Consider the following 26322-nt stretch of genomic DNA (forward strand, 5'->3'; position numbering starts at 1 on the left):
GGGTGGCGACGCCCCTTCAGGGAGGGACATTCTCATGAAAAAGAAAATTGCTGTATTACCTGGAGATGGAATCGGGCCGGAAGTGATGGATGGGGCCCTGAAGGTTCTGAAGGCCGTGGGTGATTGGTTCAACCATGAGTTTGAAGTGGAAAAAGGATACATCGGTGGAGCGGCTGTCGATCAATTCGGAAGTCCGCTCCCGGCAGAAACGATCGAGCTTTGCAAGAAGAGTGATGCCATCCTTCTTGGTGCCGTCGGAGGACCGCAGTGGGAGAACCTTCCTAAAGAACAGAGGCCGGAAAAAGGTCTTCTTGGGATCCGGAAGGAATTCGAACTGTTTGCGAACCTTCGGCCGGTAAAGGCATTTGACAGCTTGATCTCAGCTTCCCCCCTGAAAAAGGAAATCGTTGAAGATGTCGATATGATCATCGTTCGGGAACTGACGGGAGGACTGTACTTCGGGCAGCCATCCGGAAGGCAGGGAGCAGAAGATGAAGTGGCCGTCGATACCCTGGTCTATGAAAAGTCAGAGATCGAACGGATCGTCCATAAAGCTTTCCGTCTTGCTCAAAAGAGGAAGAAGCGTCTCACATCCGTCGACAAGGCCAATGTATTGGAAACAAGCCGAATGTGGAGAGAAATCGTCAACGAAGCAGCAAAGGAATACCCGGAAGTGGAAGTGGAGCACATGCTTGTTGATGTAGCTGCAATGAAGCTCATGTATCAGCCGGGTCAATTCGATGTCATGGTAACGGAGAATATGTTCGGCGACATCCTCAGTGATGAAGCCTCCATGATCACCGGATCACTGGGCATGCTGCCATCAGCCAGCCTGCGGGAGGATGCATTCGGACTCTATGAACCGGTCCATGGATCGGCGCCGGATATCGCAGGGAAAGGAAAAGCCAATCCGCTCGCCATGATCCTGTCGGTGGCCATGATGCTGAGGCATTCATTCGGCATGCAGGAAGAGGCGGAAATGATCGAAATGGCCGTGCAGGAAGTGTTGAATGCAGGCTTCCGGACAGGCGACCTTTGGAGCGGTGGAAGGGGCACTGCAGTCGGGACTGAAGCCATGAGCGATCTCGTCGTAGAGAGACTGGAAGCAGACCATGCACTATCTTCAATTCTATCAGCTTACCTATAAGAGACATCAAAATGCGACAGAAGTATAAGGAGGGAGCTCATGACGGGCAAAAACATTATTGAAAAGATTTGGGAAAGGCATGTTGTACAAAGGGAAGAAGGAAAGCCGGACCTCCTATATATCGATCTGCATCTGGTGCATGAAGTCACCTCCCCCCAGGCATTCGAAGGTCTGCGCATGAAGGGACGGCAGGTACGTCGTCCGGATCTGACCTACGCGACGATGGATCATAACGTCCCGACAAAGGAGCGGCATATCATCCGTGATGAGATTGCACGACTCCAGATGGATACACTGAAGAAGAATTGCCGGGAATTCGGCGTTACGTTAGCCGATATCCATCACCCTGATCAAGGGATCGTCCACGTCATCGGTCCGGAGCTCGGACTCACACAGCCAGGGAAGACGATTGTCTGCGGGGATAGCCATACATCCACGCATGGGGCGTTCGGTGCCCTGGCGTTCGGGATCGGGACGAGTGAGGTGGAGCACGTATTGGCTACCCAGACCCTTTGGCAATCGAGGCCGAAGACCCTTCAGGTGAACGTATCCGGAAAGCTTGGATTTGGGGTGACGGCAAAAGATGTGATCCTGAACATCATTTCCACTCACGGTGTCGGATTCGGTACCGGACATGTTATCGAATTCACGGGCGACGTCATCCGGAACCTTTCCATGGAAGAGCGGATGACCGTCTGTAACATGAGTATCGAAGCAGGTGCAAAAGCAGGTCTCATCAGCCCTGACGAGACGACGATCGCCTATCTTGAAGGGCGTCCGAACCTTCCGAAGAATCACTCATTCCAGGAGTTGAAAGAGGATTGGTTGTCCCTGCAGAGTGACGCCGATGCTGAGTATGATCAACGGATCGAGGTGAAGGGAGAGGACATTGAGCCTCACGTCACCTGGGGGACGAACCCCGGGATGGGGGCACCCATCACGGCGAGGATCCCGGATCCACAGTCGTATGAAGACGCGTCGGATCGTGAAGGGATCGAGCGTGCCCTTCACTATATGGGCCTTGAGCCTGATCAGTCCATTGAAGACATCACCGTTGACTATGTATTCATCGGCTCCTGTACCAACTCGCGGTTGAGCGATTTACGAGCAGCCGCCGAAGTGGTGCAGGGTCATAAGGTGAAGGAAGGGGTAACGGCACTTGTCGTTCCAGGCTCGTTCAGCGTAAAGCAACAGGCTGAGGAAGCAGGTCTCCATACCATCTTCCAAGAAGCGGGCTTTGAATGGAGGGAGGCAGGATGCAGCATGTGCCTCGCCATGAATGATGATATCGTCCCGCCGGGTAAGCGATGTGCCTCTACATCCAACCGTAATTTCGAAGGCAGGCAGGGCAACGGGTCGCGCACCCACCTCCTCAGCCCTTCCATGGCAGCGGCCGCTGCCGTGACGGGTAAGCTGACGGATGTCCGGAAATTAGAAAGAATTTCAGTATCATAGGAGGTGACACCATGGCAATCAATCATGTAAAAGAGAGCGTATTCCCGTTGCACCGGGATCACGTCGATACAGATCAAATCATCCCCAAACAGTTCTTGAAGCGGATCGAACGCCAGGGCTTCGGTCAGTTCCTATTCTATCATTGGCGATTTGAAGACGATGGGAAGACACTTCGGGAAGGATTTCTCCTTGACACCCCGGCCTACAAAGATGCCGGGATATTGATCGGAGGGAAGAATTTTGGATGTGGTTCATCGAGGGAGCACGCCCCTTGGGCGCTTCAGGATTTCGGGTTCTCAGTGGTCATTGCGAAGAGTTTTGCAGATATCTTCCATAACAACTGCTTGAAAAACGGCATCCTCCCGATCCGACTTGACGATCAAATCGTTGATCAGCTTTGGGCGAATGAGCGGAAGGCTGAGCAGTATGAAATCGAGATTTCACTTGAGGATCAAACGATTAAAGATTCCGAAGGCTTGCAGGTGTCCTTCTCCATCGATCCCTACTGGAAGAATATGCTCATCAAAGGGCTGGATGAAATCGGATTGACCCTTGAATACGGTGACAGTATCGATGCCTATGAAAAAAAATATGAGGTGAGTAGCTTGGGAATTTAATGGATCACACTGACGTTGTAGAAGCAATGGAACGAATCGGCCATCAAGTGCACCGGACCCCTTTGAAGCAGTCGGCCACCTTGAATGCCTACACGGGCGGCGACATTTATATGAAGATGGAGAACCTTCAGCGTACGGGCTCCTTCAAAGTCCGGGGGGCCATGAACAAAATCATGTCCCTCCCGGAAGTGGAGGCAGAGAAAGGGATCATTGCTGCGTCTGCAGGCAACCATGCACAGGGTGTGGCCCTGGCTGCGGCCATGAGGAACGTCTCTTCGAAAATCTTCATGCCCAAACGCACTCCTTCTACGAAAGTCGCGGCTACCAGACATTACGGTGCAGGGGTTGTACTAGGTGGAGATACGTACAACGAAGCCTTCCAGTCGGCCCTTGAAGATCAACAACAGTGGGGCTCCTCCTTCGTCCATGCATTCGATGATCCGAAGGTAATGGCAGGACAGGGGACGGTAGCGCTTGAAATGCTTCAACAACTGAGTGACTTGGAAGTCATCCTCGTACCGGTCGGAGGGGGTGGCCTCCTTGCGGGTATGGCCTCTGCCGTCAAAGCCTTTCACCCGAAGGTCCGAATCATCGGTGTTCAGGCACTGGGGGCACCTGCCACCTACAACTTCTTCACTGGAAGGGGGAAAGGTCCCCTAGAGCATGTCCATACGATTGCAGATGGACTGCTTGTGAAAAAGCCAGGGGAACTGACCTTCCCTATCATCAAAAAATACGTCGATGATATGGTGACGGTAACGGATGAAGAAATTTCCTGTGCCATCATGTTCATGCTTGAACGGGAAAAGACCTTGGTTGAAGGGGCGGGTGCTGCTTCTCTTGCGGCGGTAATCTGTAAAAAGGTGAACGTTCAGGGGAAGAAGGTTGGCTGCGTCATCAGCGGAGGAAATATTGATCCAGGAAAGATCTCGGTATTCCGTGATCTGTCGAAGTCTGCCCGGCAGCTTCATCATATCCTGTAAACAGTGGGAAGGGCGGCTCTTTACGTAAAGGGCGGTCCTCTCTTTTCGTTGTAGGAACCCGTCTTTTATATATTTTCCATTTATTCTGAAAAATGTATTGTAAGGGCTAGATGTTTCCTCTATAATGTCCTCTATAGAAGAACAAATGTATATTCCAAATGAACACATGGAGGTTATGGCTAAATGGAATCCATATCAATCGGACTCTTGGGACTTGGAACAGTGGGGTCAGGGGTCGTGAAAATAGTAGAGAATCATCAGGATAAGCTGACCCATCAGATCGGCTGCCCGGTAAAAGTGAAAAAAGCACTCGTCCAGGAACTTGAGAAGGAAAGAGATCTGAAGCTCGGAAGGGAGGTCCTCACAACGGATCCAGCCGAAGTCCTGAACGATCCTGAGATTGATATTATCGTAGAGGTCATGGGAGGCATCGAGGCTACAAAGGAACACCTTCTATCCGCACTGAAGCAGAGAAAGCATGTTGTGACGGCCAACAAGGATCTTATGGCTCTCCATGGACCGGAACTATTGAAGACAGCATCTGAAAATGGTTGCGACCTTTTCTACGAGGCAAGCGTTGCAGGTGGGATCCCGATCCTCAGAAGCTTGGTAGACGGCCTTTCCTCCGATCGGATCACGAAGATGATGGGAATCGTCAACGGCACGACGAACTTCATCCTCACAAAGATGACGAAAGAAGGCAGCAATTTCGAAGAGGTGCTGAAGCAAGCGCAGGACCTCGGGTATGCCGAAGCCGATCCAACGGCTGACGTCGGTGGCCTCGATGCTGCAAGGAAGATGGCGATCCTCTCCACTCTCGGTTTCTCCATGAATGTCGATCTTGCAGACGTCAAGGTCAAGGGGATCACGGGGGTGACGGGTGAAGATATCCAATATGCTGAGCAATTCGACTATACGATGAAGCTCATCGGCTATGCACATCGTGACGGGGAGAAGGTGGAGGTGAGCGTCGAACCGACCTTGCTGCAGAAGGAGCATCCTCTTGCTTCTGTCAATGATGAGTATAATGCCGTATATGTGTATGGAGAAGCCGTAGGTGAAACGATGTTCTATGGACCAGGTGCAGGAAGCCTTCCTACGGCTACTGCGGTCGTATCGGATATGGTGGGGATCATGAAGAATATGAGGCTTGGGGTCAACGGGAAAAGCGCGGTCCATCCCCAGTTCACGAAGAAGCTCAAGGAGTCGTCTGAAATCAAATCGAAGCATTTCCTTCGTCTCCATGTAAAGGATGAGGTGGGCGTGCTGTCGAAGCTGACCAGCATTTTTGCTTCTCACGGGGTAGGATTTGAAAAAATCCTTCAAAACCCATTGGCAACGGAGGGAGTAGCCGAAATCGTCGTGGTGACCCATCAGGCCTCCCTGGATCATTTCGAGGACATCCTTATGGAACTGAAAGACGAAGAAACGGTACATTCCATCGAGAGCACTTACAGAGTAGAAGGAGGCGGAAAGGCATGAGTTGGGACGGACTGATCAAGGAGTATGGAGAGAACCTGCCTGTTTCGGGGCAGACACCCGGATTGACACTGCATGAAGGGAATACGCCCCTCATCAAGCTTGAAAACCTGTCCAAGGAATGGGGCATCGATCTTCATGTGAAGGTTGAAGGAGCCAATCCGACAGGATCCTTCAAGGATCGCGGGATGGTTCTGGCAGTGGCGAAGGCGGTCGAAGAAGGAAGCTCGACAGTCATCTGTGCATCCACCGGTAACACGTCAGCGTCTGCTGCAGCATACGCCGCACGTGCCGGACTCAAATGCATCGTCGTTATTCCTGAAGGTAAGATCGCACAAGGAAAACTTGCACAGGCGGTCATGTACGGTGCCGAGATCGTCTCCATTGAAGGGAATTTCGATCAAGCGTTGGAAATCGTCCGGGATCTTAGCCGGACCGAAGCGGTCACCCTGGTCAATTCAGTGAATCCATATCGGCTGGAAGGACAGAAGACGGCAGCCTTCGAGGTGGTGGACACGCTCGGCTCTGCACCCGATATCCTGGCCATTCCTGTAGGGAACGCAGGGAATATCTCTGCTTACTGGAAAGGATTCAAGGAATACGATGGGAAGAAGCAATCAGGTCTTCCAAGGATGTTCGGATTCGAAGCATCCGGTGCCGCACCACTTGTTCATGACCGGGTGATCGAGCAGCCTGAAACCTTGGCGACGGCCATCAGAATCGGCAACCCGGCGAGCTGGTCGCTGGCAGTGGACGCTCTGAAGGAATCGAATGGACATATCAATGAGGTCACGGATGAAGAAATCATTGAAGCGTATCAGCTTCTTGCCAAGACAGAGGGGATCTTTGCCGAACCTGCCTCATGTGCTTCCATCGCAGGCATCCGCAAATCCCTCCAGTCAGGCGTGCTGCCTAAAGGATCGAAGGTTGTGGCCGTCCTCACGGGGAATGGCCTGAAGGATCCCCAGACAGCAATTGAATATAGTCCCGTCATTCCGGCGAAACTCCCTAATGATAGGGAAGCTGTGAAGGATTATATCAAGGGGACGATGGGGGTATGGTAGGCGAAGGGCGCTCTTGGAAAATCACTGTTCCAGCCAGTACGGCGAATCTTGGACCGGGTTTTGATTCCATCGGCCTTTCACTGAACCTCTATCTGAACCTTGATGCCGAGGAAGCGGAGCGATGGGAGGTTATTGCCCTTTCACCGGAACTTAAAGAGTTCCCGAAGGATGAGGAGCATTTCATCGTATGTGTGGCCATGGAAGTAGCAGGACGTCACGGTAAGGTCCATCCGCCGTGCAAGCTGTCCGTGGAGAGCATGATCCCGCTCACTCGGGGACTCGGATCGAGTGCCGCAGCCGTCATCGCCGGGGTTGAACTGGCGAATGCCGCCTGTGGGCTGAACCTGACGATGCTTGAGAAGCTGAAGGAAGCCAATCGATTTGAAGGCCATCCTGATAATGTGGGAGCATCCCTTTACGGAGGACTTGTGATTGCGACTCAGTCGGGAGAGGATGTGGAACTCGTATCGATTCAAAATCCTGCTTTTGATGTGGTCGCCGTCATTCCCCCGACGGAGCTGAAAACTTCTGAGGCACGGGAAGCACTGCCCGATGAGCTTTCATTCACTGAATCGGTCCTTGCAGGATCCGTATCCAACGTCCTGGTCGCCGCCCTCCTGACTGGTGATCTTGAAACAGCCGGCAGGATGATGAAGGCGGATCGCTACCATCAGCCATACCGCAAAAGCCTCTTACCACATTATGATCTGGTGGAAAGGACTGCACTCGAAGCAGGGGCATTCGGCGTCGCTCTAAGTGGGGCCGGCCCTACGATTGCTTGCTTTACCGGGAAGGGGGAAGGGGCGGATCTTGCTAACGAAATCAAGCAGTCATTTCCCCATATGCTCGTCCGTCACCTTCTGATCACATCCGAAGGTAGCTCTGTCCTTGAGCAGCCGAAGGTCCGTCCTTTCACGCTATAAGCGAAGGGGCGGGCTTTTTTTCACTTTCACCTCGTCATCACAATCCCCTGCTCTTCGTCATCCGCATATAAGTGATAGATCGAACGCGGTTTAATTCCCAGGTCCTCGCGAAGCTCTTTGGGAATATTCACTGTTCCTTTCTCCGATATAAATCCTTTATTGTAGGTGGTCTCTTCGAGTGCCTCCCTGATCAGGATGGATCCTGCCTCATGGATGAATTCCGCCTGTCTGCCTGGCAACAATCCGAATCGTTCCCGCCACTCTCTCGGAATGGTGATGCTACCGCTCTGGCTGAACAGCCTTGTTTTATGAAGCGTACACATATTCTGTCACCTGCTTTCACATAGTAGTACCTTTTTCCTCAAGGAAGGGCTTTGAACGTACAGGGGGCAATTTGGTTCAAAGGAAGGAGGGACAAAAAAGACAGATGGTCTGAATTCATCTCCTAAGCACCCTCACAGCGTGGTATGATAGGGGAGTCGGAAACAGCACTGTGATAATTCATCATAGTTGGTGAAACCATATAGGAAAGACTACGTGAATTTAGGTGACGCTTAAGATGGGACAAGCTAAATGGATAGCCGCACGAATTGCGTTGATGTATTTTCTGGTCGGATTGCTTTGGATTTTCTTATCTGACTATGTGTCGATTCATCTGGCAAAGGAAAATCTGGGGTTATATATATACTCCCAACGCTTTAAAGGGTGGTTTTTCATCCTCATCACAGGCGTAGTACTCTATTTCCTTGTCCATAAGACCACACGTGAAATCACACTTGCCAATGAGCGGTTGCGTAAGAAAGAAGTCCAGCTTGAAAGCAGGAATCAGCACTATCATTCCCTTATTGAGCAAAATCCCGATGCCGTCATTGAGTTATCCTTGAACGGTCAGGTCATCTATGTGAATGGTGAGGCGGAAAAGCTCCTTGAATCGTCCATGGATCGCCTCAAGTCGGTTTCGTTCAGCCAATACTTAGAAAAGAACGATCTGAACCTGTTGAAAGGACACCATTCCCAAACATTGAAAGGTGTGCCTTCCACATTTGAAACGACCATCCACCTTGGTGATCGGTCAAAATTAGTGCGATGTTCCTTTGTCCCCATCATCATCAATGACGAGGTGACCGGTATGTTTGCCATTGCCCGGGATATCACCCGTGAGAGGAAAAACGAGGAAATGGCACTCGCCTCGGAAAAGCTTTCGGTCATCGGACAGCTGGCTGCAGCTGTCGCCCATGAAATCAGGAATCCATTGACCTCACTAAAGGGCTTCATCCAGCTGTTGAAAACGTCAAATGAAGTGCAGTCATCATACTTGGATATCATGCGTCAAGAAGTCGACAGGATCGATCTGATCTCAGGAGAAATGCTCATACTCGGTAAACAACAGGATATCCCGTTTCGTCCTCACCGTATCGACCAATTATTATCCCATGTCCTCGTACTGATGGAAGCGCAGGCACATATGGATAATGTGTCCATGACCTTTCGCAACAAGGAATCTGAAGACATGCTGGTGATGGGCGAGGGCAATCAGCTTAAGCAGGTATTCATCAATATTATCAAGAATGGTGTGGAATCCATACCGGAGAATCGGAACGGCCATGTGTGCATTACGTTAGGCAGTTCCGATGATCACGCCATCATATATGTAGAGGATAACGGTACAGGAATGGATCCGGAGCGTGTGGAGCGACTCGGAGAACCATTCTACTCGACAAAAGAAAAAGGGACCGGACTTGGACTTGCTGTATGTCAAAAAATCATCCAGCGCCATAAAGGCTCCTTAACATTTAAAACAGAAAAAGATGTCGGTACAACGGTGAAAATCCGCCTTCCATTATGGAAAGGAAGTACATGTGCCGATGCAGAAGAGAGGAATGTAACATGAAAGCAACTGAACTTATCGATCACCCAGCCATACAAAAGACGTGGGATGAATCCAGTTTTGGAGATATGACCCCGATCCAGGAAAAAGCCATCCCGAAGGTGCTTGAAGGAAAAGACCTTATCTGCGAGTCGCCGACAGGAACAGGAAAAACATTAGCCTATCTGCTTCCCATCATCCAGGCTATCGATCCTTCGAGAAAGCAGGCACAGGCAGTGATCATTGCCCCTTCAAGGGAACTGGTGATGCAAATTCAACAGGAAATTACTAAATGGAGCAAAGATACGGGCGTGACCGGTGCGGCCTTCATCGGTGGAGCAAATATCAAGAAGCAGCTGGAAAAGCTGAAAAAGAAGCCTCATATCATCGTCGGGACAACGGGACGTCTCCTGGAGCTCATGAAGCTGAAAAAACTGAAGGTGCATGAAGTGAAAACCATCGTTGTGGATGAGTTTGACCTGATGATCACCCACGAGCATGTGAAAGAAGTCCGGGAAATCATCAAATCGACACTGAAGGAGAGACAGGTGCTCTTCTTCTCTGCAACTTTGTCACCGGAAACCTCAAGGGTGGCTGAAGAGCTCTTGCAGGATCCGGAATTAGTGAAGATCGATGAAAAACTGGACCAGCCGAATGTCGAGCATCTTTATGTGTACACAGAGCTCCGTGATAAGATCGAGGCGCTGAGAAATCTTGCTCATTTCAAGGACATAAAAGCCCTTGTATTTTTCAATCAGCTTGATAAACTTTCCGAGGCAGAAGAAAAGTTGAAATTTAAAGGCGTGGATCTGGAGGTACTTGCAGGGGAATCCAAGAAGGTGGAGAGGAAGGCATCTCTAGACCGCTTCAGGGCTGGGAAAGTCCCGATGCTCCTTACAACGGATGTGGCAGCGCGCGGCCTCGATATCCAAGGGGTCACCCACGTAGTTCATTTCGATTTCCCGACCGATACAAAGCAGTACATCCATCGTTCGGGCAGAACGGGAAGAATGGGAGCTTCAGGAACCGTCATTTCCCTGGTATCCAAACGTGAACAGAGCTTCCTTGAAAAGCTCGGAAAAGAAGTGGATTTATCGTTCAATGAAAAAACAATCCACGGCGGACAGCTGAAAGATCCGCGATAATTGCTGCCCTGACGGCCGCTCCTGTTGACAGGAGGGGTCGTTTTTTAATCCCTGAACACAGTGCAAGACGCTGTCTATGTATACTGAACATAAACAGCGCCTTAATGTAAATACATCTTATTCAATTTACCTTTACGATCCTTTCTTACTAATCAACATACGAACCTTCATTTTTAAAATTAATGGAATTGCATGCTTTAGTTTATTTTTTTCGTTCTTCTGATTTTCCCACATGCCCACAGGATACAAAGGAGGTTTTCACAGGCCTTCTTCTAGCGTATCGTGATTTAGCATGCTTCGCTGACGTTCTTCATTGGTATCATCCCCTGAAATAAGAATGGTGCGCGTCCCCGCATATCCACACAATCCTGAAACTGGTTTTCACGGGCCATTTCATTGCGGATGGTGATGTTGATATGCTTTGCTTTCCTACTTCATTGGAATCACGCCTTTCTTTTAAGGTGGGTGGTGCTTTCTTTTGTTATTATGTATCATAGCAGGTTCGTGTAATTAATCAAATGTTCAGAATTATTGATATAATCTGATTTAATGGAGATTTTATGGGTTAATCGTGGTTTTTCTTTATTTTTTGTAAAGTTTCTTTGTTTTTTGGTGTTTTTCTTGAGGAAGACGGTTAAATCAGGTGTTTATATAGGTTTTGGGGGAGTGTTGGTTTAACTTACCAATTGTGATGGGTTCATTCAGCCTTGGGTCTTTGAGTTGGGGTGTGATGGGATGTGTTCGTTCCGTTTCGCTGCGGGTGGTCGCTTTCCGCGGGGCGAGCGATGAGCCTCCTCGTGCCTGCGGGGTCTCACCTGCCAGCCTTTCCGCAGGAGTCGTCCACCCTTCGCTGCACTGAACTATGCGGTGATGAGGGTTATCACTTTTGCTTCACCCTGCTTTTTTTTAGTGACGTGTTGGTTGGTGTCGATGATCGGTTTTTCTTATGTGGTCTGATCCAAAACGGTGAATGGTTAGGGGAGGGTGGTTTTGTTATAGTGGTGGTAGGATGTGGAAAAAGGAGGGGTGAGGATGAATGAGTGGAATGCTTCTCAGTATTTGATGTTTGGAGATGAACGGACACAGCCGTCGATTGATTTGATTGCTCGGATCGATCATGTGGATCCCCGCCGGGTGCTTGATATTGGCTGTGGGCCGGGTAACGGGACGGAGCGGTTGCATCTCCGCTATCCGGATGCAGATGTGTATGGAATTGATTCTTCTATTGCGATGATTGAGGCAGCGAGGCAGGCATATCCCCGTATGCGGTTTGATTTGTGTGATGCGTCCAAAGACCTGCCGTCATTGGATCGTGGGTATGATATTGTCTTCTCAAACGCCGTGATCCAATGGATTCCCGATCATGGGAAGTTACTAGGGGAGATGTTCCAATTGCTGAACGATGGGGGGACGCTTGCTGTGCAGATGCCGATCAATGAGGGGTCTCCTGCTTTCCGGGTGATCAACGAAGTGATCCGTGATCCGAAATGGGGGTTTACGGAGAAGGAATTCTCTCAGACGAATAAGCTGCCAGTCGGGGATTACGTAGATATCCTGTCGGGGCTTACAGACGTATTTTCTGTGTGGGAAACTTCCTATTATCATAGGATGAAGGAGCATGAGGAAATCCTGGAATGGGTTAATGGGACGAAGCTCCTTCCCTTTTTGAAGGCCCTTGAGGCGGATGAAGCGAAAAAACAAGCCTTTCAGCGGGAGATCCTTGAGGGGATTAAGGGGCAATATTCCAGACAAGTCAACGGCGAAATCATGTTTCGCTTTAAACGATTGTTTTTCACAGCAAAAAAATAATCGGTGCACGCCCCGATACCCCGACGCTCCGTGTCGGGGTATCACAGTGTGGACATCAGTATTCAGACCGTCGCTTCAAATACTGGTCCTCAAGGTCCATTTCCCGGTTGACGAGCCGTTCCATTTCTTCGAGGTGGTGGGTCTCGACGACGGGATCGAGGGGAGACCAGCGGACGTTGTAAACAAAATAGTAGGATCGTATTTTCCTGAGTATGACCAGAGAATGTGGGAACAGGTCGAATTCAGCTTTGATGCTTCGGAAGCGAGTGTATCCCCATTTGGTTATGTTCATCATGTATCACCCGTTTTCTTATTCCCTTTCTGAAGGGAGGATTAACGTAGGGAAGACAGTTACATGGAGGATTCCATTGTTGAGAGAGGACGAGGGGGTTAAACAAACGTTTGGTTGGGGGAGCAAATGCTTATTATAGTATAGGGTCATTCGTTAAACAACCGTTTAAGGGGTTGATTGGTCATTGCCATGACGGTTTCATCATTGTTATGATTAGTTGGTTACGAATCGCCAGGTAAGCTAGGAGAATGAGCTTTGAATAACGTATTGACCCACTATTCCATCTACCCATTCGATGCCGATAAGAAAGAGATTCCCGTCGCCCCGTTACAAAACGGGCAGACGTCGGAGGCTCTTGTGGCACCTGATGAGGAAGATTCATATTATTTTAGAATATTAGAGAGCGCGGGGATTCAGTTGAATCAGGCGCAAATCCAAGCCGTCCGTCACGGGGAAGGGCCGTGCCTGACCCTTGCTGGTGCAGGGACGGGTAAGACGACTGTCCTGGTGAGTAGGACCGGCTATCTGATGACGGTGAAGGGAATCGAACCCCAGCATATTCTGCTGGTGACCTTCACGAAGAAGGCTGCCGATGAGATGAAGCAGCGGATCACCCGTCTTCCGGGGACTGAAGGCGGACACCGGGTGCACGCCAGTACATTCCATGCCCTCTTCCTTCATCTTCTGCGCTCCAGACAGTACACGCAGGAAGTCATCGGGAATGAGCGATACAAACAGATCCTGTTGAAGCAGATCCAGCGTGGGATGAACATCCAGAATCCCTATGATGCAGAGACGCTCCTTGCCAAGCTTTCTCATTACAAATTGAACAAATTCGATTTGCGTGAGCTTCCAGAAGGGACGAAAACCGAAAAGGAAACACGGAGCATCCTCCTCAAATATGAGGAGTGGAAACGGATGAACCATAAGATGGACTTCGATGATATTCTCACGGAGGCACATGAACTCCTCATGATGAATCCGAATCTCCTTCAGACGCTACAGCATCGTTTCCGCTATGTGATGGTCGATGAGTTCCAGGATACAAACCTTGTGCAGTACGAGCTGGTCAAATTGATCGCAGCGCATGGGAATCTTTTCGTGGTGGGGGATGATGACCAGACGATCTACTCCTTCAACGGAGCCAGGAATGAGTTCATCCTCGATTTTGATGAAGAGTTCCCCGATGCCAAAGTCGTCACCCTTCAAGAGAATTACCGCTCCGATGCTTCCATCATCGGTCTCGGCAATGAAGTGATCGGCCGCAATGGACAGCGCCGGGACAAAACGTTGATTGCGACGAGGCCTGAGGCGGAAAAGCCTCTCTATTCCAGGCCGTCGACCGTCGATGAGGAAGCACAGTGGATCGCTGAAGAGATCAAGCGCCTCGTTGAAAGCGGCTACCAGTATCAGGACGTGACGATCCTGCACCGGACCATGAGCAGCGGCCGTGCCGTATTCGAAGAACTCCTGCTGAAGGAAATCCCGTTCACCCCATACAACCAGAAGGATTCCCTCTTCTATGATAACTGGATGGTGAAGCCCGTCGTGGATCATCTCCGACTCGCCATCGTACCGAGGAACTTCTCTGCGATGGAATCCATCCTTCCGACCCTTTTCATCAACAAGGAAAGGGGGATGACCCAGATCCGGCAGGGTGAGACGAAGGAGCAGAGCCCGAATCCGCTACTTCACGTGACGAAGATCCCGGGGCTGAAACCGTTCCAGGTGAAATCGATCAATGAGAGGATCTCGTTCTTGAAGATGATCCGGGACCACGCCCCTCAGCAGGCGATCAAACGGATCAGGAGGGACTTTTACCACCGGTATATGGATGCGAAAGAGTCCAATATCGTGACGGAGCAGAAGGAAATGATTAAGGAAATGCTCGATGAGCTGGAGGGTTCGGCAAAGCGTTTCGAAACGATCGCAAGTTTCATCTCTTTCATTGATGAAATGAAAAAGAAGTATGAAGAAGTCTATTCTGATCAGTACAGACAGTCCGACAGCGTGTCTCTTATGACCATCCACCGGTCCAAGGGACTTGAATTCCCCGTCGTGTTCCTGATCGGGGCCATCGAGGGGAACCTCCCCCACTCCTCTGCCTTGAAAGCAGATCATCTGGAGGACAAGGTCCTGAAGGATGTGAAAAAGTCCGAAAAGCTTGAGAAGGCCATCGAGGAGGAGCGCCGGCTCGCCTATGTAGCCATTACGAGGGCTAAGGAGCGTCTTTACATATCATCCCCTGCCTATTATCAAGGGGAGACCCGCCCTTGTTCCCGGTTTATCAGTGATATTTTCAAAACGGAGCCGGTGAAGGCGCCTGTGAAGAAGCCCAAGGAAGATTCAGTCTATATTTCCATTGATGCATGGATCTGCACCCAGCCGAGGTGCATCGCATGGCAACGGATCGCCCCGGGTGAGAGTGCCTCGACCAAGGAGTGCCCGATCTGTATGGGGGATATGAAGCCCGGAAGGAAAGAAGTCACGATCTAACGCATAAAAGCCCGATTCCCTAATGGGAATCGGGCTTTGTGTATTCATCTTCGTTTTCCACAGGGGGATCGATCCTGCTTGCATCTTCCACGTGGAGCGTCTTACGGAGAAAAAAGATAAGAAACCCAAGGATCATGCCTAAAATAAAAATGAATCCGATGGTGACGGCGATATTCATATCATCCCTCCCAGATGCCTATATGGGTAGTGTATGAGGGAGGTGGTTGGTTGTATGCCTTTTAATGTTCGTGATTAGGCATGTGTGGAAGAGTTATTTTAATGAAAATCTACAAATTTCGATAAAAATCCGTATATTCTATTGTCAACTCACTAAAAAAATGTATAATAACTAGTAACAACTTTGTTGGCGGGTGAAATGATGACGAAGGATGCGAATGAAACGAAAAAGATTCTTTCCCACTTGTACAATGACGTCTCCAAGGAACTCTTCGGTTTCGGGACGACACTACTGAAGGTGAAGATCGAAGAAAAGATCATCACGTTTCAAGCGAAGCATCGCCGCGCACCCAGATCACAGGCTCTCGAAGGGGAAGCGCCCCATCTGAAGCTTGAAGTCGACTTTCACATGTCGATCCTGTTCAAGAAGAAGCTCAAAGAAAAGCTGAAAGAGATCGGATGGGACATCGAGGCGGTCCTCCGAGATTACGATTCCTTCACCCAGATCGCTTTCACAAACATCATCGTCAAATAGAATACCTGGACGTCCCGACTTGATTCATCTTGAAGGGATGCCGTTTAATCTTCTGGATTTGTTTCATCTTTGTTTACAAAGAAAAGACAATCTTGAGTAGAATGCTTTTATTCTATTTAGGATTGTCTTTTTTTATATGCTATTCACTAAAAACAATCATCAGGGGGTCAAGAAAATGAAAAAGTTCATCGTCATTCTCACCGTTGCGTCGCTTTTCCTACTGGGAGCATGCAGTGGTAATGGTTCAGGCAGTAAGAAGGATTCCAAGAAGCTCGTCATCTCCACATGGGGATTTGCTGAAGACTTCTTCGATAAAGAAGTGTATAAGCCGTTTGAAGAAGAGAACAATGTAGAAATCGTCCTCGACACGGGCAACAACGCAGATCGTTTGAATAAGGTCCGTCAAGGCCGCGGGGATGTGGATGTCATCTTCCTATCCGACTACTATGCGCAACAGGGGATCGATGATGGACTGTTTGCGAAAATTGGTCATTCAAAGCTAGAAAATCTTGATTCCATCTATGATGTAGCCAAAGCTCCTCTTGGAGAAGACTATGGTCCTGCTTATACGGTCGGTCAGTTCGGTATCGCCTATAATGCGGATGAAGTGAAACAACCGATCAAGGATTGGGATGATTTATGGCGCAATGACCTGAAGGCATCCATTACCATCCCTGGGATCACCTCCACAAGCGGTCCGATGATGCTTGATGCAGCATCGAAAGTCAGTGGGGCTGACACATTCAATGAAGACCAAGCATTCAGTCAAATGAAAGACATCCTGCCAAATGTGGTGAAAGAATACGGCCAAACATCGGAATTCGTCAATATGTTCTCTCAGGGAGAGATCGTGGCTGGACCGATCATGGAAATGTATTTCGCCGATTTGAAAGAGGCCGTACCGAGTGCCACATTCGTTTCACCTGAAAAAGGCGGATATGCCGTCATGAATACGGTGAACATCGTAAAAGATTCGAAGAATAAAGAGATGGCTGAGAAGTTCATCGATTATATACTGAGCAAAGAAGTACAAGAGAAGTCAGCGAAGGCCAAGGTCGATTCACCTGTTAACACCGAAGTTAAGCTATCTGAGGAAGAAGCAGAGGGATTGACGTATGGGGAAGAGGTTGTAGAAGGATTAAATACGCTGGATATGGAGTTTGTGAATCAGAATTCCAAGCAGTGGATCGATCGCTGGAACCGTGAACTGGCAAACTAACAATGGGAGTGGATGGCATGAAGCGTAAACTGATACTTGATGTGGATACCGGCATAGATGATGCGATCGGCATCATCCTGGCAGTGAAAAGCAGGGAGTTCGATCTTCTTGGAATCACAACGGTGAATGGAAACGTGTCCCTGGATCAAGCAACGGACAATACGCTGAAGGTGTTGGATCTACTCGGGGAAACCAATCTGACGGTCATCAAAGGGGCCGACGCCCCTTTGATCAGGCCCCATTTCTTCGAACATGGGGTCCACGGGGAAGACGGACTTGGTGGGGAATTGAAGGACATCGCTCCATCAAGACCTGCAGAGGAAGGATTTGCTCCTGATTTCATCATCAATTCGATCCTGAATTTCCCTCATGAGGTCACACTTGTCATGACGGGTCCACTGACCAATCTGGCATTGGCGATTAAGAAATGCCCACAGATTGTCCACTATGTGAAAGAAGTCATTTTCATGGGCGGTGTGGTCAAAGGACCGGGGAATGTCACGCCGACGGCCGAGTTCAATATGGTGGTCGATCCGGAGGCTGTGAAGATTGTGCTTCACGCAGGCTTCAACGATATCACCCAGGTGGGGCTCGATGTCACCAGACACGCAATCCTGAAGGAAGACCATATCCAAGCGATTGAAAATCCTGTAATCCGTCAGTATATCGATAATAGCACGGCTCAATACCGTAAACGATATTTCAAACGGAACGGTGTGGACGGTTGTGCCATGCACGATCCGCTTGCGGTCGCGGTTGCCATCGACCAAAGTCTCGTCAAGACCGAGGGTTTCTACGTCGATGTGGAAACGAGGAGCGAGCTATGTGATGGCCAACTCGTATGTGACTTCCAGAACAGGTTGGAGCAAGACAGGAATCTATCCGTCTGTACGGAGGTCGATGAAGCGGCTTTCCTACGATTATTCCATTCCATCGTTTCATCTTAATCTATTGGAGACAGGGGTTTTTGAGTATGAAGACGCGTTATATGTATCTATTGATGCTGCCAGGCATCCTGTTTTTGACGGTATTCATGATTATTCCCATCGTCCTCACGATCGGGACGACGTTTACCGACGGAAGCGGAATCACCTTAGACGGGTACTTAACGTTCCTGAAGGATCGGTATTTCCTTGATATTCTATTCACCACGCTGCGGGTCAGCCTGCTGACGACGTTGATCTGCATCATCCTAGGGTTTCCGGCAGCTTATTATATCTCAAAGCTCGGGGGGAGAATGAAGGCAGTCCTTCTTCTTCTCACGATCTTCCCATTGCTGACGAGTTCGGTTGTCCGATCGTTCAGCTGGATGATCATTATCGGACGAAATGGATTGTTGAATAAGATGCTCCTTGGAATGGGCATCATTCACGAACCTCTCGATATCCTTTATACCCCAACGGCCATCATCATCGGGTTGGTTCATTTATTTCTTCCCTTAATCATCGTTTCCCTGGTGGGGGTCATGGAGAACATCCAGCATGATCTTCTGGAAGCAGCCGAAAGCCTGGGGGCATCAAAGGCCATTGTTTTCCTGAAGGTCGTTCTTCCCCTCTGTGTACCGGGGCTTGTCATCGGGAGTATCCTCGTCTTTGTGGGAAGCTTCACGGCGTACACCACACCTGCCCTGTTGGGGGGCAAACAGCGGGTCATCTCCACCTTCCTGTATCAGAACGCCATCACGCTCAATGACTGGCAGGTGGCCTCCATTGTCGCCACCATCATGATTGTCATCACGTTTGCCGTGATTGCCTGCATGAATGCATTAGCACGTAAATTAAATCCGAAGGGGTAGAGGTTGATGCAGAAGAATCGAGGATTGGCATTATTCACATTCCTAGTATTTCTATTCTTATTGGGACCTTTACTGATCATATCGGTGACGTCCTTTGAAGGTGGGAGCGTTTTGAAGTTCCCTCCGGAACACCTTTCATTTAAATGGTATTTGAATATATTCGACGTGCAAATGTTCATTTCCACTTTTAAGACATCCATTATTGTCTCACTCATGGGGAATCTATTTGCCCTTGTCCTTGGCATCCCGGCGGCGTATGCCCTGAGTCGATTCGACTTCAAAGGGAAGAAACTGCTCGATGCCGTGTTCATTTCCCCGATCCTCATACCGGGGATCGTGCTTGGTTTTTCATTCCTGCGCTATATCGTCGGGACTTATCAGCTTCCAATTTATACAGCGCTTTTCATTGGTCATACCATCATCATGCTTCCTTTCATCATCAGGGTCATTTCATCGAGTCTATCAAACTTTGATTTTTCCATCGAAGAGGCTGCAGAGAGCCTGGGAGCGAGCAAGGTCAAGACGTTTTTCATTGTCGTCCTGCCGAACATCAAGTCAGGGATCCTGGCAGCGGTCATGATCGCCTTCCTGGAATCCTTCAATAACGTCGACATATCCGTATTCATGACCGGACCGGGCATCTCTACGTTCCCGATCCAAATGCTCACATATGTGGAGAACTATTTCGATCCGACCATCGCGGCGATCTCCGTCCTCCTCATGGTCATCACGGCATTCTTCATGTTCATGGTTGAAAGACTGATGGGACTATCTTATTTCACTAAACGATAAAAGGGGGCCACTCCATTGGCATTATTTAGTTTGGACGATGTATCTGTTTCCTATAATAAGCAAACGATTCTGGAGAACTTCAATCTTGAAATCGAGAAGGGTCAGCTCGTTTCCCTGCTTGGACCGAGTGGATGCGGGAAAACGACCACGCTCCGATTGATTGCAGGATTCCTGAAAGCGAACAAGGGGAAATTCCTTCTGAACGGTAAAGATTACACGAAGGTTCCAGTGAACAAGCGAAATTTTGGTTTTGTATTTCAGAACTACGCCCTTTTCCCCCATTTAACAATCTTTGATAATGTGGCATTCGGACTCCGTCTGAGGAAGCTTGGAAAAGGAGAGATAGAGAAAAAGGTACAGAGAGTACTAGAGGTCGTCGATCTTGCAGGCTATGAACAACGATTCCCGAAAGAGCTGTCAGGCGGACAAAAACAGCGGGTCGCGATTGCACGGGCCTTGGTCATCGAACCGGAAATCCTGTTATTCGATGAACCACTCAGCAACCTCGATGCCAACCTGAGAGTGAACATGAGGGTGGAAATCCGCCGGATTCAGCAGGAGCTGGGGATTACAACGGTTTACGTATCCCATGATCAGGAGGAGTGTTTTTCCATTTCCGATAAGGTAGCCATCATGAACAAAGGGGTTATTGAACAGCTAGATGAGCCGACGACCATTTATCAGTATCCTAAAACGAGATTCATTGCTGATTTCATCGGCTTTAAGAACTTCATCGAGTTTGAGGAGCGGCAGGATGCAGAGGACAACATCCGGCTATCTGTTTCAGGTCATGACTTTGTCTTGACCAGGCACCCGCAAATGAGCAGATCAGGAAAGATCGGTGCCATTCGACCGGACAACCTCTTGCTCCATGAAGGAACGAAGGAAGGGATGAACATCATTCCCGGCATCGTGAAGATCTCGACCTACCTTGGACGCAGCTTCCAATTCGTCGTGGAAACAGCCCTTGGCGATTTCACCGTGAATAAAGAAACAGCACTGCCTTACCGTGCGGGAGAAAAGGTCTCGCTCGAAATACCTCAGGATCAGATGGTTGTGGTGGAATAGCTTTAGGAGGGAAAGTATGAAAGTCGATATGCTGGTAACGGACGTTCGCGTCTACAACAGTTATTTTAAACGATTCACCAAAGGGAACGTGGCCATCAAAGACGGAAAGTTCTTCTATATCGGGGACCGGGGAGCGGAGTATTTCGAAGCGTCCCACGTCTTGGCAGGGGACGGTTCCTACATGGTCCCGGGTCTGATCGATATCCATCTTCACATAGAGAGCACCATGGTGACACCCTCTACATTCTCATACGGCCTGATCCGGAACGGGGTCACGACCATCGTGCCCGAACCCCATGAGATGGCCAATGTATTCGGCCTGTCCGGTGTGAAGGAAATGATCCGCGCCAGTGAAGCGTGCGAAGTGGACATGTTCTATTCCATTCCGAGCTCTGTCCCGGCCACTTCCATGGAAACGACGGGAGGGGACATCGGCATCGGGGAAATCGATGAGCTTCTTCGGACGGAACGGATCAAGTGCCTGGGAGAAATCATGAACTTCTATGAAATCATCACGGAAGCACCGAGCAAGACGAATGCCATCCTTGACCATATGAACCGCGAGCACCCGGAGCTGATCATTGAGGGACACGTGCCGAAGCTGCTGGACCTCGAGCTTCAACAGGTTGCGTTCGCCGGCGTCCATTCCGATCACACCCATCAGACAGTGGAGGGGATGGAGCAGCGAATGGCGGCTGGTATGTTCGTTGAAATCCAGGAAAAGTCCATGACGCCCGAGGTGATGGAATACCTGATCAGCCAGCCGGTGGATGAGCTCTTTTGCTTCATCACCGATGATGTGATGGCGGATTCCTTTACAGAGAGGGGCCATTTGAATGTCCTGCTGAAGAAGGCGATCGCCATGGGGATGACGCCCGAGATGGCCATTTATGCGTGTACCTACACTCCAGCTCAGAGGATGCGTATGTATGATCGGGGAAGCATCGCGCCTTCGAAGGTGGCAGACTTTCTTTTGATATCCGATCTGGAATCATTTCAAATTGACGAGGTCTACAAAGCGGGTCGCCGGGTCTATGATGTGAATCAACGGTATGATCAGGCTGAACCGGATCGGGCTTTCCCTGAATCCTTCTATAAAAGTGTCGATCTTGCTGAATTGAGCTTGGACGATTTCGCCATGGAGAGTGGGAAATCTGACGGTGATTATATGTGCAGGATCATCCAGGTGAAGAACGGGTCGACCTTCACCGAGGAAGTCCACCGGTCCGTGGAGTCCAGCGAAGGACGTCTGCAGTGGGAAGGAAGCGGTCTGGCGCAGATCGCCACGTTTTCGAGATACGGGACAGACAGTCGGGCCCATGGGTTAATTGCCGGTGATATCATCAAGAGCGGTGCGTTTGCGACGACTTATTCACATGATAATCACAATCTGCTTGTTGTGGGGCATAGTCCAGAGGATATGATGCTGGCGGCGAATGAAGTGATCCAGAAGCAAGGCGGTGTGTGCTGTGTGGATGGTGGCGAGATTTTGTCGATGCTTGAGCTACCGGTCGGCGGGATTTTGTCCGAGGATAAACTTGAGTGTGTGTCGGAGCAGGTGGGGCAGGTGACGGCTTCGCTTAAGGCGATGGGGTATGAGCATTATAATGTGATCATGTCGCTGAGTACGCTGTCGCTGCCTGTGAGTCCGGCGTTGAAGATTACGGATCGCGGGTTGATTGATGTGAATGGGGGCCGTGTGGTTCCGTTGATTGTAGAGTGAGGTAGGGAGTGGGCTTGGTGCCTGCTCTCTTTTTTGTGGTTTGAAGCCATAGAGGGGACGTTTCGTTCCGCTGTGGCCGGCCGCTTTCCTCGGGGAGTGAGGTGAGCCTCCGCGTGCCTGCGGGGTCTCACTCTTCCCTCTATTCCCGTAGGAGTAGGCAGTCCTTCGCTGCACTACACTTTTGGTGGGGATGGGTGAGGGGTTCTGGACATCATCATCCCCCTTCGGTTTTGTAGATAGTAGTGCAAAGATGGGACGTTTTTTCGTTTCGCTGCGGCCGACCGCTTTCCTAGGGGAGTGAGGAGAGCCTCCTCGTGCCTGCGGGGTCTCACCCCTCACTCTTTTCCATTAGGAGTCGGTCGGCCTACGCTGCACTGCACTTTTGGTGGGGAGGGGTGATGGGTTCTGGACATCATCATCCCCCTTCTGTTTTGTGGATAGTAGTGCAAAGATGGGACGGTTTCGTTTTGCTGCGGCGGACTGCTTTCCTAGGGGAGTGAGGAGAGCCTCCTCGTGCCTGCGGGGTCTCACTCTTCACTCTATTCCTGTAAGAGTCGGCCGTCCTTCGCTGCACTGTACTTTTGGTGGGGATGGGGTGATGGGGGCTGGACATCATCCACTTCCTGTTTCCTTTTTTGTGTTAATGGATGAAATGGATAAGAAACGGTGGATGCGCTGTGGATAAGTACCTTGGGACGATTTTATGTTATCCACATAGCTATTTATCCACAAGTGGGTGAATGGTTTTTTCTGAGGGGGTTAATTAAGAAGAAGTAGAGATGGAGCAACTAATATGGAAGAACAGATAGATTCATCCCTTCCACATTACCAACAGAGTAATAGCCCTCCCCACCACCAGAACCAAAGAGTGGATTGAAGCGGAAGGCGCTTGACTCCAGCGGAAAAGGAGGAGTGGCGAGACCCCGCAGGCACGAGGAGGCTCGACGCCCTCCCCGCAGGAAAGCAAGCGCCTGCAGCGGAAAGAAACGGTCTTTATCTCCTTGCTTTCTAGTAAAGGAAGATTAGATCCCTTAAAAATAGAGTGTTATGGAGTCATCCTCTCTTACTCTTGATGGCTTCCTGCATTTTTCTGATGGATTCCTGCCCCTTGGTTTCGCGTATCTGCAGGAGGTTGGCATAAAGGGTATCGATCAGGGTGAGCTGGGCGATCCGGGATGAGAGTGCTTCGTTCCGGTAGTCGGTTTCCTCTGATACGGTGAAGAGGGGGATGTCCACCTGCTGGCTCAAAGGGGACTTGGCAAAGTTCGTGATCCCGATGGTGGTGGCTCCGGTGCTCTTGACGATGTCCAGTATATGGAGAATATCCTTTGTGCTTCCTGAATGGGAGACGAAGATCGCACAGTCTTCATCGGTCATTTGCGATGCGGCCATGAGCTGGATGTGGGAGTCGAGGGTCGCATGCACTTTCAACCCGGTGCGGATGAATTTGTGATAGCCGTCAAGGGCCACGATGCCTGATCCACCGCTGCCGAAGAATTCGATGGAGCGTGCCGTTTCCATGGCTTGTACGGCTTTCATCAGATCCTCTTCATCGAGTATCACAAGGGTATCTTCAATCGTCTTGCAATTTGAGCGGAATACCTTTGAAGCGATGGAAGTCGGGGTATCCCCCTCGTCGAGCCTATCGTGGGAAGAATCCTTCATGATCTCGGATGCCAGGGCAATCTTCATGGCTTGGAATCCTTTGAACCCTACGCGTTTACAAAAGCGGAACACGGTCGAGTCGGCGACACCTAAGCGATCTGATAGTCCGTTAATGGAAGAATGGATGGTTTCTTCCGGTTTCTTCAGGATGAAGTCGGCAATCTTTTTTTCGGTAGTGCTGAATTGGGGGTAATGTGCACGGATCCTGGCGAGGCAGTGCTGGTGGTCTTGGCTCATTGAATCACACTCCTGTAAGGGTTTTCCTTCTATTAGTATACTAGTTTTTGGTGGAAATAAAAATAAATTCTGTAATCGTTTGCATAATAAAAAATATTTTTTGAATACTTTCATCATTTTTCCAGATGGCTGAACCTAGGAGATTTCCGTGTATATGGTTTGGTTAAATGCGCTTTCAGGTGTTATGTTAGAAAGAGGTATTTAAAACGACAGGGCGACGTCTGCCCCGATTTAATGAAAGAAGGATCATCCCTTCTCTATGTTCGTTTAGGAGGAAATAGTCATGTCACGATATATGATAGGTGTCGATATTGGAACCACCAGTACCAAAGCCGTACTGTACAATGAAAAAGGCGAAGCAATCGAGCGTCATGGAATCGAGTATCCCCTTCACACCCCGGTTCCGGGAGTGGCAGAGCAGGATCCCGAAGAAATCTTCCAGGCAGTCATTTATTGCATCAAGGAAGTAGCGGGGAAAACGGAAGAGGAGATTTCGTTTGTATCGTTCAGTTCCGCCATGCACAGTCTCATCTTGGTAGATGAGGAAAACAGTCTGCTGACCCGATCCATTACATGGGCGGATAACCGAAGCAGTGAATGGGCGGAAAAGATCAAGCATGAGATGAACGGAATGGAGATTTACCAAAGGACCGGTACGCCGATCCATCCCATGTCCCCCCTTGTGAAGCTTGCCTGGCTACGTCATGATGAGCCCGAGCTTTTTGCAAAAGCGGCGAAGTTCATTTCCATCAAGGAATTCATCTTCCACCGTTTGTTCGATAAGTATGTGATCGATTATTCGATTGCTTCTGCTACTGGAATGTTTCATCTCGAAGATCTTGATTGGGATGAAGAAGCGCTGGAGGTCGCAGGGGTTAAAAAGAACCAGCTGTCTACGCCGGTTTCTACCACCACGAGCCTGACGGGGCTTCAAGGGAATTACGCCGAGTTACTCGGAATCGATGCAGATACACCGTTTTACGTAGGAGCGAGCGATGGCGTCCTTTCGAATCTTGGTGTGAACGCCATCGAAAGCGGGGTCGTTGCGGTAACAATCGGGACAAGCGGTGCCATCCGTGCCGTCACGGATCGTCCCATCACGGATCCAAAAGGGCGGATATTCTGCTATGCGCTTACCGATAAGCATTGGATCATCGGTGGACCCGTAAACAACGGAGGAATGATCTTCCGCTGGGTGAAGGAAGAACTCGCTACAGCCGAAGTGGACGCTGCCGGCAGACTGGGCCTCGAACCTTATGAAGTGTTGACGGCTCTCGCCTCCAAGGTCAATCCAGGAGCGGACGGTCTGATCTTCCACCCATATATGGCAGGAGAAAGGGCGCCTCTTTGGAACGCAAAAGCAAGGGGATCCTTCTTCGGACTTGCCATGCATCATAAGAAGGAACATATGGTCAGAGCAGTCCTTGAGGGCATCGTCATGAATCTATACAGCGTGCTTCAGGCGCTGGAAGAATTGATCGGCACCCCTGTACGTGTACAGGCCACCGGTGGATTCGCTCGTTCTGAACTGTGGAGGCAGATGCTCGCCGATATCTTCAACCAGGAAGTATTTGTCCCAGAGAGCTTTGAAAGCTCCTGCCTCGGTGCCGTCGTCCTCGGGATGGTGGATCAGGGCTGGATGGGGTCATTGGAAGAAGTACGCTCTATGGTGGGCAGCGTTCATTCACACCGACCTGAACCCGAGGCTGTGAAAGTATATCAGGAATTGATGCCGATCTTTTCGCGGTTGCCGGCGCTCCTTGCACCGGAATACGATGCCATCAGTGATTTTCAGGCAAGAAGGATCGAATCGTAAGAGTGCTCCTCCCCAAAT

The 26322-nt window shown here is 49.9% G+C and carries 23 protein-coding genes; 19 read left to right on the forward strand and 4 right to left on the reverse strand.

From position 1 onward, the window contains the following. Positions 1 to 34: 34 nt before the first annotated feature. From leuB to thrB, 7 genes are all read left to right on the forward strand, one after another. Entirely contained in the window at positions 35 to 1147 is a 1113-nt protein-coding gene (gene leuB / locus ABJ225_RS17890; protein ID WP_048005705.1) for a 3-isopropylmalate dehydrogenase, read from the forward strand. Positions 1148 to 1186: 39 nt separating this feature from the next. After that, positions 1187 to 2602: a 3-isopropylmalate dehydratase large subunit gene (leuC, locus tag ABJ225_RS17895; protein WP_347321254.1), complete on the forward strand. Its 1416-nt coding sequence runs from the start codon at positions 1187 to 1189 to the stop codon at positions 2600 to 2602. A gap of 11 nt (positions 2603 to 2613) precedes the next feature. Further along, positions 2614 to 3219: a 3-isopropylmalate dehydratase small subunit gene (leuD, locus tag ABJ225_RS17900; RefSeq protein ID WP_079514717.1), complete on the forward strand. Its 606-nt coding sequence runs from the start codon at positions 2614 to 2616 to the stop codon at positions 3217 to 3219. After that, entirely contained in the window at positions 3219 to 4202 is a 984-nt protein-coding gene (gene ilvA / locus ABJ225_RS17905; RefSeq protein WP_286188102.1) for a threonine ammonia-lyase, read from the forward strand. The genes leuD and ilvA overlap by 1 nt, the downstream gene beginning before the upstream one ends. A 183-nt stretch (positions 4203 to 4385) precedes the next feature. After that, positions 4386 to 5684 carry a homoserine dehydrogenase gene (locus tag ABJ225_RS17910; RefSeq protein ID WP_347321255.1) on the forward strand — a complete coding sequence of 433 codons (1299 nt, stop codon included), beginning with the start codon at positions 4386 to 4388 and terminating at the stop codon, positions 5682 to 5684. Then, on the forward strand, positions 5681 to 6745 hold the full coding sequence (thrC, locus tag ABJ225_RS17915; protein WP_056532798.1) for a threonine synthase: 1065 nt from the start codon (positions 5681 to 5683) through the stop codon (positions 6743 to 6745). Before ABJ225_RS17910 ends, thrC begins: the two co-directional genes overlap by 4 nt. After that, entirely contained in the window at positions 6739 to 7668 is a 930-nt protein-coding gene (thrB, locus tag ABJ225_RS17920) for a homoserine kinase (RefSeq protein ID WP_218245081.1), read from the forward strand. Before thrC ends, thrB begins: the two co-directional genes overlap by 7 nt. Before the next feature lie 26 nt (positions 7669 to 7694). Here thrB and ABJ225_RS17925 read toward each other — a convergent pair whose 3' ends face one another. Beyond that, positions 7695 to 7991, reverse strand: a complete 297-nt coding sequence (locus tag ABJ225_RS17925; RefSeq protein WP_347321256.1) for a hypothetical protein — start codon at positions 7989 to 7991, stop codon at positions 7695 to 7697. Between the two features lie 236 nt (positions 7992 to 8227). Between ABJ225_RS17925 and ABJ225_RS17930 the strand changes: the two genes are divergently transcribed. From ABJ225_RS17930 to ABJ225_RS17940, 3 genes are all read left to right on the forward strand, one after another. Then, positions 8228 to 9559 carry an ATP-binding protein gene (locus ABJ225_RS17930; protein WP_347321257.1) on the forward strand — a complete coding sequence of 444 codons (1332 nt, stop codon included), beginning with the start codon at positions 8228 to 8230 and terminating at the stop codon, positions 9557 to 9559. Continuing rightward, positions 9556 to 10680 (forward strand): DEAD/DEAH box helicase, encoded by a 1125-nt coding sequence (locus tag ABJ225_RS17935; RefSeq protein WP_347321258.1) that lies wholly within the window; start codon positions 9556 to 9558, stop codon positions 10678 to 10680. The genes ABJ225_RS17930 and ABJ225_RS17935 overlap by 4 nt, the downstream gene beginning before the upstream one ends. 1032 nt (positions 10681 to 11712) lie before the next feature. Beyond that, complete coding sequence (locus tag ABJ225_RS17940; RefSeq protein WP_347321259.1) at positions 11713 to 12489, forward strand: methyltransferase domain-containing protein; 777 nt, start codon at positions 11713 to 11715, stop codon at positions 12487 to 12489. Positions 12490 to 12544: 55 nt separating this feature from the next. Here the strand turns inward: ABJ225_RS17940 and ABJ225_RS17945 are convergent, their stop codons facing one another. After that, positions 12545 to 12784 carry a hypothetical protein gene (locus ABJ225_RS17945; protein WP_235563412.1) on the reverse strand — a complete coding sequence of 80 codons (240 nt, stop codon included), beginning with the start codon at positions 12782 to 12784 and terminating at the stop codon, positions 12545 to 12547. 252 nt (positions 12785 to 13036) lie between these two features. Between ABJ225_RS17945 and ABJ225_RS17950 the strand changes: the two genes are divergently transcribed. Beyond that, positions 13037 to 15277, forward strand: a complete 2241-nt coding sequence (locus ABJ225_RS17950) for a UvrD-helicase domain-containing protein (protein WP_347321260.1) — start codon at positions 13037 to 13039, stop codon at positions 15275 to 15277. Between the two features lie 19 nt (positions 15278 to 15296). Here the strand turns inward: ABJ225_RS17950 and ABJ225_RS17955 are convergent, their stop codons facing one another. Continuing rightward, entirely contained in the window at positions 15297 to 15455 is a 159-nt protein-coding gene (locus ABJ225_RS17955) for a hypothetical protein (RefSeq protein ID WP_156183299.1), read from the reverse strand. Positions 15456 to 15653: 198 nt separating this feature from the next. On the opposite strand from ABJ225_RS17955, the gene ABJ225_RS17960 reads away from it, so the two are divergent. The 7 genes from ABJ225_RS17960 (at position 15654) to ABJ225_RS17990 (ending at position 22586) form a co-directional block, all read left to right on the forward strand. Further along, complete coding sequence (locus ABJ225_RS17960) at positions 15654 to 15989, forward strand: hypothetical protein (RefSeq protein WP_056532820.1); 336 nt, start codon at positions 15654 to 15656, stop codon at positions 15987 to 15989. Between the two features lie 175 nt (positions 15990 to 16164). After that, positions 16165 to 17208: an ABC transporter substrate-binding protein gene (locus tag ABJ225_RS17965; protein WP_347321261.1), complete on the forward strand. Its 1044-nt coding sequence runs from the start codon at positions 16165 to 16167 to the stop codon at positions 17206 to 17208. Positions 17209 to 17225: 17 nt separating this feature from the next. Next, positions 17226 to 18155, forward strand: a complete 930-nt coding sequence (locus ABJ225_RS17970; protein WP_347321262.1) for a nucleoside hydrolase — start codon at positions 17226 to 17228, stop codon at positions 18153 to 18155. Positions 18156 to 18181: 26 nt separating this feature from the next. Continuing rightward, complete coding sequence (locus ABJ225_RS17975) at positions 18182 to 19003, forward strand: ABC transporter permease (RefSeq protein WP_056532828.1); 822 nt, start codon at positions 18182 to 18184, stop codon at positions 19001 to 19003. Positions 19004 to 19009: 6 nt separating this feature from the next. After that, entirely contained in the window at positions 19010 to 19795 is a 786-nt protein-coding gene (locus ABJ225_RS17980; RefSeq protein WP_481900639.1) for an ABC transporter permease, read from the forward strand. A gap of 15 nt (positions 19796 to 19810) precedes the next feature. After that, the gene (locus ABJ225_RS17985) at positions 19811 to 20863 is read left to right on the forward strand and encodes an ABC transporter ATP-binding protein (RefSeq protein ID WP_218245087.1); all 1053 of its coding nucleotides are present in this window, start codon (positions 19811 to 19813) and stop codon (positions 20861 to 20863) included. Positions 20864 to 20879: 16 nt separating this feature from the next. After that, entirely contained in the window at positions 20880 to 22586 is a 1707-nt protein-coding gene (locus ABJ225_RS17990) for an adenine deaminase C-terminal domain-containing protein (protein ID WP_347321264.1), read from the forward strand. 1053 nt (positions 22587 to 23639) lie between these two features. On the opposite strand, the gene ABJ225_RS17995 is transcribed toward ABJ225_RS17990, so the two are convergent. Continuing rightward, complete coding sequence (locus tag ABJ225_RS17995) at positions 23640 to 24488, reverse strand: MurR/RpiR family transcriptional regulator (protein WP_148985987.1); 849 nt, start codon at positions 24486 to 24488, stop codon at positions 23640 to 23642. 295 nt (positions 24489 to 24783) lie between these two features. Here ABJ225_RS17995 and gntK point away from each other — a divergent pair, with 295 nt between their 5' ends. Continuing rightward, on the forward strand, positions 24784 to 26304 hold the full coding sequence (gene gntK, locus ABJ225_RS18000) for a gluconokinase (RefSeq protein ID WP_079515371.1): 1521 nt from the start codon (positions 24784 to 24786) through the stop codon (positions 26302 to 26304). Positions 26305 to 26322: the final 18 nt, after the last annotated feature.

The sequence above is a fragment of the Rossellomorea sp. RS05 genome, assembly GCF_039822645.1.
Taxonomy (GTDB): Bacteria; Bacillota; Bacilli; order Bacillales; family Bacillaceae_B; genus Rossellomorea; species Rossellomorea marisflavi_B.

Bases quoted from the DNA above. Each gene is read 5' to 3' on its own strand.
- leuB (WP_048005705.1), top strand. From the start codon at position 35: ATGAAAAAGAAAATTGCTGTATTACCTGGAGATGGAATCGGGCCGGAA.
- leuC (WP_347321254.1), top strand. From the start codon at position 1,187: ATGACGGGCAAAAACATTATTGAAAAGATTTGGGAAAGGCATGTTGTA.
- leuD (WP_079514717.1), top strand. From the start codon at position 2,614: ATGGCAATCAATCATGTAAAAGAGAGCGTATTCCCGTTGCACCGGGAT.
- ilvA (WP_286188102.1), top strand. From the start codon at position 3,219: ATGGATCACACTGACGTTGTAGAAGCAATGGAACGAATCGGCCATCAA.
- ABJ225_RS17910 (WP_347321255.1), top strand. From the start codon at position 4,386: ATGGAATCCATATCAATCGGACTCTTGGGACTTGGAACAGTGGGGTCA.
- thrC (WP_056532798.1), top strand. From the start codon at position 5,681: ATGAGTTGGGACGGACTGATCAAGGAGTATGGAGAGAACCTGCCTGTT.
- thrB (WP_218245081.1), top strand. From the start codon at position 6,739: ATGGTAGGCGAAGGGCGCTCTTGGAAAATCACTGTTCCAGCCAGTACG.
- ABJ225_RS17925 (WP_347321256.1), bottom strand. From the start codon at position 7,991: ATGTGTACGCTTCATAAAACAAGGCTGTTCAGCCAGAGCGGTAGCATC.
- ABJ225_RS17930 (WP_347321257.1), top strand. From the start codon at position 8,228: ATGGGACAAGCTAAATGGATAGCCGCACGAATTGCGTTGATGTATTTT.
- ABJ225_RS17935 (WP_347321258.1), top strand. From the start codon at position 9,556: ATGAAAGCAACTGAACTTATCGATCACCCAGCCATACAAAAGACGTGG.
- ABJ225_RS17940 (WP_347321259.1), top strand. From the start codon at position 11,713: ATGAATGAGTGGAATGCTTCTCAGTATTTGATGTTTGGAGATGAACGG.
- ABJ225_RS17945 (WP_235563412.1), bottom strand. From the start codon at position 12,784: ATGATGAACATAACCAAATGGGGATACACTCGCTTCCGAAGCATCAAA.
- ABJ225_RS17955 (WP_156183299.1), bottom strand. From the start codon at position 15,455: ATGAATATCGCCGTCACCATCGGATTCATTTTTATTTTAGGCATGATC.
- ABJ225_RS17960 (WP_056532820.1), top strand. From the start codon at position 15,654: ATGATGACGAAGGATGCGAATGAAACGAAAAAGATTCTTTCCCACTTG.
- ABJ225_RS17965 (WP_347321261.1), top strand. From the start codon at position 16,165: ATGAAAAAGTTCATCGTCATTCTCACCGTTGCGTCGCTTTTCCTACTG.
- ABJ225_RS17970 (WP_347321262.1), top strand. From the start codon at position 17,226: ATGAAGCGTAAACTGATACTTGATGTGGATACCGGCATAGATGATGCG.
- ABJ225_RS17975 (WP_056532828.1), top strand. From the start codon at position 18,182: ATGAAGACGCGTTATATGTATCTATTGATGCTGCCAGGCATCCTGTTT.
- ABJ225_RS17980 (WP_481900639.1), top strand. From the start codon at position 19,010: ATGCAGAAGAATCGAGGATTGGCATTATTCACATTCCTAGTATTTCTA.
- ABJ225_RS17990 (WP_347321264.1), top strand. From the start codon at position 20,880: ATGAAAGTCGATATGCTGGTAACGGACGTTCGCGTCTACAACAGTTAT.
- ABJ225_RS17995 (WP_148985987.1), bottom strand. From the start codon at position 24,488: ATGAGCCAAGACCACCAGCACTGCCTCGCCAGGATCCGTGCACATTAC.
- gntK (WP_079515371.1), top strand. From the start codon at position 24,784: ATGATAGGTGTCGATATTGGAACCACCAGTACCAAAGCCGTACTGTAC.